This is a genomic window from Methylacidimicrobium cyclopophantes (assembly GCF_902143385.2).
In the GTDB taxonomy this organism is placed as follows: Bacteria; Verrucomicrobiota; Verrucomicrobiia; order Methylacidiphilales; family Methylacidiphilaceae; genus Methylacidimicrobium; species Methylacidimicrobium cyclopophantes.
The window spans coordinates 1-7,207 of the sequence record NZ_CABFUZ020000182.1; the positions used below are offsets into that span (position 1 = coordinate 1).

Consider the following 7,207-nt stretch of genomic DNA (forward strand, 5'->3'; position numbering starts at 1 on the left):
CGATGGCCCGGGGGTTTTTGGGCGGCGTAGGAGCGGGTTGTGTAGCGGATCTGCCGATCCGCGGCCTCCATCCGGTCGAGAAAGAAGCCCGGCTCCTCCTTGGGCCTTTGCGCGAGAAAAGAGAGCATCGTGCTCTGGTAACCCTGTTGGCGGTTGTATCCGCTGATCCGAATGTATTCGTTGGGATGGGCCTTCCGGCACTCCGCCAGCTCGTGCATCACCCCGGCCGCGTCCTTCAGATCGAACATCGGCAACCCCCACATCTCCCAATAGACATTCCGCGGATGGGGATCGTCGGTAAACTCGATGCTCACCGCCCACCCGTTGCGCAGGCAGTACTCCACCTGAGCCCGAATCTCCTCCTCGGTGAAATCCGGCAGATACGAAAACGTTCCTTGTGTCAGTCTCATTGCCTTCCTCTCTTTAGACGAGTTTTTAGACGAGTTCCGGAGTCGCCACCGCATCGGGCACGTCGGTCGACTCAAACTCGAAGCTCACATCCTTCCAAATCTCCAACGCCTTCTTAAGCGAGGGCGAATGGCGCGCGGCCTTCTCCAGAATCTCCGGACCCTCCCGAAGATAGTCCCGACCCTCGTTGCGCGCCTGAATCATCGCCTCCAACGCCACCCGGTTCGCCGTCGCACCCGCGGCGATCCCGTCGGGATGGCCGATGGTTCCTCCCCCGAACTGAAGGATGCAATCCTCCCCAAGATAGTGGAGCAAGAGGTGCATCTGCCCCGCATGAATCCCCCCGGAGGCCACCGGCATCACCGCCGCCATCGATGCCCAGTCCTGCTCGAAGTAGAGCCCCAAGGACGGATCGGCATCGGTCCGATTGCACCGCAAGGTCCGGTAGTAGCCCTGCACCGAGTGGACATCCCCCTCAAGCTTCCCCACCACCGTCCCCGCATGGATGTGGTCGACCCCTGCCAGCCGCATCCACTTGGAAATCACCCGGAAGTTGACCCCGTGGGTCTTCTGCCGCGTGTAGGTGCTGTGGCCCGCCCGATGCAAATGGAGCAGCAGTCCGTTGCGCCGGCACCACTTCGACATCGACTGAATCGCCGTAAAACCGGCGGTCAAGTCGACCATCACGATGACGCTCCCCAGCTCCTTGGCGAAGTCGGCCCGCTCGTACATCTCTTCCATCGTCGCCGCCGTCACGTTGAGATAGTGTCCCTTGACCTCTCCCGTGTCGGCCTGCGCCCGGTTGACCGCCTCCATCGCAAAGAGCCACCGATCGCGCCAGCGCATGAAGGGCTGGCTGTTGATGTTCTCGTCGTCCTTGGTGAAGTCGAGACCCCCGCGCAGCGCCTCATAGACCACCCGACCGTAGTTGCGCGCCGAAAGCCCGAGCTTCGGCTTCACCGTCGCCCCGAGCAGCGGGCGCCCATACTTGTTCAGGTACTCCCGCTCCATCATGATTCCGTGGGGAGGACCCTGGAAGGTCTTCGTGTAGTGCGGCGGAATCCGCAAATCCTCCAGTCGTACCGACTTGAGCGCCTTGAAGCCGAAGACGTTCCCGATGATCGAGGAGGACATGTTCGCGATCGAACCCTCCTCGAACAAATCGAGATCATAGGCGATGTAGGCGATATACTGGTCGCTTCCTGGCACCTGGTCGACCCGGTAACACTTCCCCTGGTAATGCTCGTAGGCCGTCAACCGGTCGGTCCAGACCACCGTCCAGGTCGCCGTCGAGCTCTCCCCCGCGACCGCCGCCGCCGCCTCCACCGGATCCATCCCCGGCTGCGGCACCAGCCGAAACGCCGCGAGAATGTCGGTGTCCTTCGGCTTGTAGTCCGCGTTGTAGTAGCCCATCTCCGCGTACGGGCTCACGCCGGCCGACCACCGGCTCTTCTTCGCCTGCCCATCCCCGCTGCTTTTGACCATCGCCATACCTGCCTCCTGTTCTCTTCCGCGGCTCGGGCCTTTCGTCGCCCCCCGCTCTGTTTTTCTGCTTATACTTCCGATGTTCCGATAATGCTATTTGATTGTTCTTATCTCTTTTATAAATCGAATAAATGATTAGAGTTTTTCTCTCTCGAAAGACGAGCCAAGCCGGGCAAGCAGCTTCCCAGGCATCCTTTTTTCCAGGAAATGGAAGAACTCTCCCATCGCCGGGAGGCTGTCCTGGGTATCCAACGCAAGCTTCCGGATCCCCGGCGAGTCGAGCTCGGGCAGCTTTCCCCCTACGGAGGGCCCGGGCCGTCGGATGGGAAATCCACCTCACGGGCTTCCGCGAGCCCTGCTCGTCCGCGCCGCGCCGAGTGAGGGAGAGAGCGACTTGCTGGAAGGGTCTCTCGCTTTGGATCGGGTCCGTCATAGGAGATTCCCCAGGCTGCCTCTTTCCCGATCGGAAGGCATGCGGCAACCCCGCACCGCCGCAATCGGACGCATTCGCCACGTCTCCCTCATGCTAGCTTTGCCGCGCAGGGTGTCAAGGCAAGGTAGGCGGCCTTGAGCTTTTCCGGACCGGGCCGTTCCTTCCGACCGAGGTTTTTGCCCCCCGCTCGGCCGATGGGGGAGTCGAACGTTCGAGGGATCCCCTTATGTGCTGGACAGCCTTTCCGAAACGCTTATGATCTCTCGTCGAGTCGCCGCCAAAGCGAAATAGACTTGGCAGGCTCGCTTCATCTTCTGATTCGGTCGGGAAGCGTCCGGGGTCGCGCAAGGGAGCCCGACACGGTCGGTCGGTACGGCGAAGCGGAAGCGGCGGAGCGGACGGTAGTGGATCGGAGGACTAATGATTGCAGTGATTCGTGCCGGCGGGAAACAATACCGTGCGGAGGAAGGTGCCATTCTCGAAATTGAACTGCCGAAAAAGGGTCTTTCGGCCGGAGAGCGGTTGACCAGCGAAGAGATTCTCCTCCTCGAGGACAATGGCAAGACCGTGGTGGGCACGCCCCGTGTGGCCGGAGCGAAGGCGGTTTTGGAGGTCCTGGAAGAGATTCGAGCCCCGAAGGTCGTGGCCTTCCGGTATCGGCGACGGAAGGGCTACCACCGGACTGTCGGACATCGGCAGCGCCTGGCGCGCGTGCGTGTGGTGGAATTCGCCATCGAGAAGAAAGATCAATAGAGGACGGCCATGGCACACAAAAAAGGTCAAGGAAGCACTCGCAACGGACGCGACAGCAACAGCAAGCGGTTAGGGGTAAAGCGCTACGGCGGCCAAAGAGTCCGCAGCGGCAACATTCTCATCCGGCAGCGCGGGACGCGGTTCCACCCGGGAGAGAACGTGGGACAGGGGCGCGACTTTACGCTCTTCGCACTGGCCGACGGAATCGTCCATTGGGACCGCCGGAATCGAAAGGTCCATATCCAGCCCGAGCCGAGCGCCTAGGTCGCTAGGTCGCTTGGTCCGGACTCTTCCCTTGTGCGTTTCCGAGACGCACGAAAGTTGCCATGTTTGTCGATCGAGTGAGGATCTTCGCCAAGGCGGGCGACGGAGGCCGGGGTTGCGTGAGCTTCCGCCGGGCTCCCTACGAGCCCCACGGCGGCCCTGATGGCGGCGACGGTGGGAAAGGGGGGGATGTTGTGCTCGTCGTCGATCCTCACCGAAACGATCTCTCGAACCTTTTTTTCGCTCCTCACCAGGCCGCCCAAGATGGTCGACCCGGCATGGGAGCCACCAAATCGGGGCGGAAAGGCGCGGATCTCCTCCTTCCCGTGCCTCCTGGAACCATCGTGAGCCGGATCGGAGGCTCCCTCGAGCAGGGCTCCAAGCTGCTTCCCCTGCCGCCGCGCGATGCTCCGCTCGATCTGCTGGTCGATCTCACCCCTCCCATGGATCGATTCGTTCTCTGCCACGGGGGAAGGGGCGGATGGGGCAATTGGCATTTCCGCGGACCCCAAAATCAGGCGCCGCGCCGCGCCGATCCCGGAAAGCCGGGGGAGTGCGGGCAGTTCGTCCTCGAGCTCAAACTCTTAGCCGACATAGGGCTCGTAGGGCTCCCCAATGCCGGGAAATCGAGCCTGCTGCGTCGCCTCACCTCCGCGGAGCCGAAGGTGGCCGACTATCCGTTCACGACACTCACCCCTTCCGTCGGGGTCTTGGAGTCTCCCGAAGGAGATCGGCTCACGGTAGCCGATATCCCGGGGCTGATTCGCGACGCGCATCTGGGCAAGGGGCTCGGTGACGAATTTCTCCGCCATGTCGAACGTTGCCCTCTCCTACTCCTGGTCCTCGACCTCTCCGGAGTCGATCCCCTCGCCGACTTTTTCCTACTGCGACGGGAGTTAGAGGCCTACGGCCATGGCCTCGCGGGACGCCCGTTTCTCGTCGTCGGCAACAAGATCGATTTGCGGACGGCGAAGAAGGCTGCCTTGCGCCGCGCTCGGCCAGGCGGGGAAGAGCCGGTCTTTGTCTCGGCCCGGACCGGCCAGGGAGTTCTAGAGCTGGCGGCTCTTGCTTGGGAAAAGCTCTGCCGAAGTCGTCCCGAGGCGGCCCGCCGGGAAGCCGGCCTGTTTCCAGCCCAAGGCGCCCGATGAAAGAGGTCGCTCGATGGCTCATCATCTACGGGCTCGGCCTGATCGCCCTGGGGACCATCGGCTATCTCTCCAATCCGAAGAAGGCGCAAACCGCGCTCTACTCGGGGGGTGGATTCGGGGCCATCAGCATCTGCTTGGGGGTGCTCGTTCGACGAGGAGTTCCCTGGGCGTTGCCAACCTCTCTTTTCCTGGTCACGCTCTTCTCGCTTCTCTTGATCTGGAGATCGGTCGTCGTCTGGAAGGCGGTTGCGGCAGGCGAGAGGAGAAAGGCCTTCGTGGGCTCGCTTCTCGCCCTGATGCTTCTCTTTTCGGTCTTCCTGCTCCCCTATCTCTTCCAATCCTGGCGCTAGCCCGCGGAAGAATCCCTCTCGGCCACTCACGCTCCCGGCGGAGGGCCGAATGCGTCAGCGAGGAGCCGGATCTTGCTCTTCCCTCGGACCTCGGCCAGCACTTCGACGATATCGAAGCGGTAGACTACGTCGTCACGCCCCAGCTCCTCGAGGTAGGCGTAAGCCGCCCGAATCAGTCGCGCTCGCTTCCCTGCGCCGACGGCCTCCGCGGGCTCTCCGTAATTGGTGGAGCTCCGGGTCTTGACCTCGACAAAAACCAGGATTGCGCCGTCTCGGCAGACGAGGTCGATCTCCCCCCCTCCGATCCGAACGTTGCGTAAGAGGATCCGATATCCTCTCTTGCGAAGGAATCGAGCCGCTTCCCGCTCGCCCCACCTTCCAAGATCGGGCTTTCGACGCCACAAAAGCCGCAAGAGGTCCCGAAGCGCGCTCACGGGCCTCCGCGGGGCTCGATCGCGCCATCGTCCCAGGGAAGATGGGGAATCGCCTCCTCCGAGAGCCGTCCGAGGAAGCTCCGCCGGTGCAAGGGGGTGGGACCGTAACGTCGCAAGGCCTCCCAATGATCGTCGGTCCCATAGCCCTTGTGGCGCGCAAAGCCGAAACGGGGATGATCTCGGCCTACTTCGGTCATCCAGCGATCTCGCGTCACTTTCGCCAGAACGGAAGCGGCGGCGATGGAAGCGCAGCGACGATCGCCTCCAACGATCGCGCGAACAGGCATCTCCAACGGGGGAGCCTCCCGGCCGTCGACCAAAACGACACCCGGCTTTTCCGCCAAGGCGAGTACGGCTCGGGACATCGCCAGCATCGTCGCTCCCAACACGTTCCAGCGGTCGATCTCTTCGACGCTCGCGAAGCCGATCCCGTAGGCGACTCCCGGCAGACCTACGAGCCAGTCGCAGACCGAGAGCCGGCGCCGAGAATCGAGCCGCTTGGAGTCGTCAAGCCACGGGTGGAGTCGAATCCGCAAAGGGAGGATGACCGCCGCCGCAACGAGAGGTCCCGCAAGCGAACCGCGGCCGACCTCGTCTACGCCCGCAGTGGGTGCGAGACCCTGCCGAGCGAGGAGGCGCTCGTATCGCCGGTCCGGAGCCGGCCGGCGACTCCTCGACTTGGGAGGGATCCCTTCCTTGCGCACGAAGCCATTCTGGAGGGCCACCCCCTCCCCGAACAAGTCCAGGGACGGCGCTTGCGGGAAAGCTGCGTCCTCCCGGACGAAAACGGAAAGCTACTTCCGCCCGAGAACGGCTTCCTTGCCCTTCCTTCCGCGAAGATAGTAGAGCTTGGCCCGCCGCACCTTGGCACTCCGTTCGACTTCGATCTTCTCAATCCAGGGAGAATGGAGCCGGTAGACGCGCTCGATTCCTTCTCCGTAACTCATACGGCGCACGGTGAAGGCCGCGTTGATGCCACGCCCCTTCTTGCCAATCACGATTCCCTGAAAAATCTGAACCCGCTCTTTGTCGCCTTCGCGAATGCGGGAGTGAACCCGCACGGTGTCTCCCACAGAAAATTGGGGAATCTCCTTCTTGAGCTGCTCTTGCTCAATCCGCTCGATTAGGTTCATCGCTCTCTCCTTTCCCTCTCCGCTCCCACAAATCCTTTCTCAGGCGCCGCGTCTTCTCCTCGGCCATGCGACGCCGCCAGCGCAGGATCGCTCCATGATCCCCGGACAGAAGGATGGGCGGTACCCCCCATTCCCGGAACACGGCCGGCCGTGTATATTGCGGACCTTCTAGAAGAGCATCTTCGAAGGATTCATGCAATATCGATTCTGCATTTCCCAGGACTCCAGGGAGGAGCCGCACGACCGCATCGACGATCGCAAGGGCGGCGACAGCGCCGTTGGCAACGACGAAATCGCCGATCGACAGCTCCTCATCGATCCAATGGTCGATGACCCGTTGATCGACTCCTTCGTAGTGTCCGCAAACCAAAATCAGCCGGGGAGCGCGGGAAAGCTCCCAAGCCAAGGCTTGGTCGAATCTTCTCCCTCCCGGAGAGAGAAGACGCACGGGCGCTTTCTCCCCCATGGCTTGAACCGCCTCGATCGCCTCGACAAGCGGCTCGCACTTGAGCACCATCCCCGGTCCGCCGCCGTAAGGACGGTCGTCGACAGTCTTGTGCCGGTCATGGGCGTAATCCCGCAGTTGGTGCGCATGGAAGCACAACCGACCCCGCTCAATCGCCCTGCCGAGGATGCTTTCCCGAGCCGCCGCTTCCAGAAGCCCAGGGAACAAGGTGATCACGTCGATCCGCACGATTCCCTCGCCCGAGAGCCGCTCGACGGCATCCCCGCAGGTCCGCTCCGACGCCGTGCCGCTTAGACGGCGGAGGAAGCTTCCTTCTCCGCCGATTCGGCGGGA

The 7,207-nt window shown here is 62.6% G+C and carries 10 protein-coding genes; 4 read left to right on the forward strand and 6 right to left on the reverse strand.

Going from position 1 to position 7,207, the window contains the following annotated elements; all coding sequences use genetic code 11:
- On the reverse strand, positions 1 to 410 hold a 410-nt coding region (locus FN369_RS08205; RefSeq protein WP_142525681.1), incomplete at its 3' end, for a ribulose bisphosphate carboxylase small subunit.
- Positions 411 to 435: 25 nt separating this feature from the next.
- A complete protein-coding gene (locus tag FN369_RS08210; RefSeq protein ID WP_142525682.1) occupies positions 436 to 1,899 on the reverse strand; it encodes a form I ribulose bisphosphate carboxylase large subunit in 1,464 nt (487 codons plus the stop codon).
- Between the two features lie 847 nt (positions 1,900 to 2,746).
- Between FN369_RS08210 and rplU the strand changes: the two genes are divergently transcribed.
- From rplU to FN369_RS08230, 4 genes are all read left to right on the forward strand, one after another.
- Positions 2,747 to 3,079, forward strand: coding sequence for a 50S ribosomal protein L21 (gene rplU, locus FN369_RS08215; protein ID WP_142525683.1), 333 nt, complete (start codon positions 2,747 to 2,749; stop codon positions 3,077 to 3,079).
- 9 nt (positions 3,080 to 3,088) lie between these two features.
- Positions 3,089 to 3,343 (forward strand): 50S ribosomal protein L27, encoded by a 255-nt coding sequence (gene rpmA / locus FN369_RS08220; protein WP_142525684.1) that lies wholly within the window; start codon positions 3,089 to 3,091, stop codon positions 3,341 to 3,343.
- Between the two features lie 62 nt (positions 3,344 to 3,405).
- The gene (gene obgE, locus FN369_RS08225; RefSeq protein WP_142525685.1) at positions 3,406 to 4,491 is read left to right on the forward strand and encodes a GTPase ObgE; all 1,086 of its coding nucleotides are present in this window, start codon (positions 3,406 to 3,408) and stop codon (positions 4,489 to 4,491) included.
- Positions 4,488 to 4,841, forward strand: coding sequence for a TMEM14 family protein (locus FN369_RS08230; RefSeq protein ID WP_142525686.1), 354 nt, complete (start codon positions 4,488 to 4,490; stop codon positions 4,839 to 4,841). Before obgE ends, FN369_RS08230 begins: the two co-directional genes overlap by 4 nt.
- 26 nt (positions 4,842 to 4,867) lie before the next feature.
- Here FN369_RS08230 and FN369_RS08235 read toward each other — a convergent pair whose 3' ends face one another.
- The 4 genes from FN369_RS08235 to trmD form a co-directional block, all read right to left on the reverse strand.
- Positions 4,868 to 5,275: a YraN family protein gene (locus FN369_RS08235; RefSeq protein ID WP_246189629.1), complete on the reverse strand. Its 408-nt coding sequence runs from the start codon at positions 5,273 to 5,275 to the stop codon at positions 4,868 to 4,870.
- On the reverse strand, positions 5,272 to 6,000 hold the full coding sequence (gene rnhB / locus FN369_RS08240; protein WP_246189630.1) for a ribonuclease HII: 729 nt from the start codon (positions 5,998 to 6,000) through the stop codon (positions 5,272 to 5,274). The genes FN369_RS08235 and rnhB overlap by 4 nt, the downstream gene beginning before the upstream one ends.
- Positions 6,001 to 6,069: 69 nt before the next feature.
- Positions 6,070 to 6,408: a 50S ribosomal protein L19 gene (gene rplS, locus FN369_RS08245; protein WP_142525687.1), complete on the reverse strand. Its 339-nt coding sequence runs from the start codon at positions 6,406 to 6,408 to the stop codon at positions 6,070 to 6,072.
- A partial coding sequence (gene trmD, locus FN369_RS08250) for a tRNA (guanosine(37)-N1)-methyltransferase TrmD (RefSeq protein ID WP_246189631.1) occupies positions 6,386 to 7,207 on the reverse strand: 822 nt, incomplete at its 5' end. The genes trmD and rplS, both read right to left, overlap by 23 nt.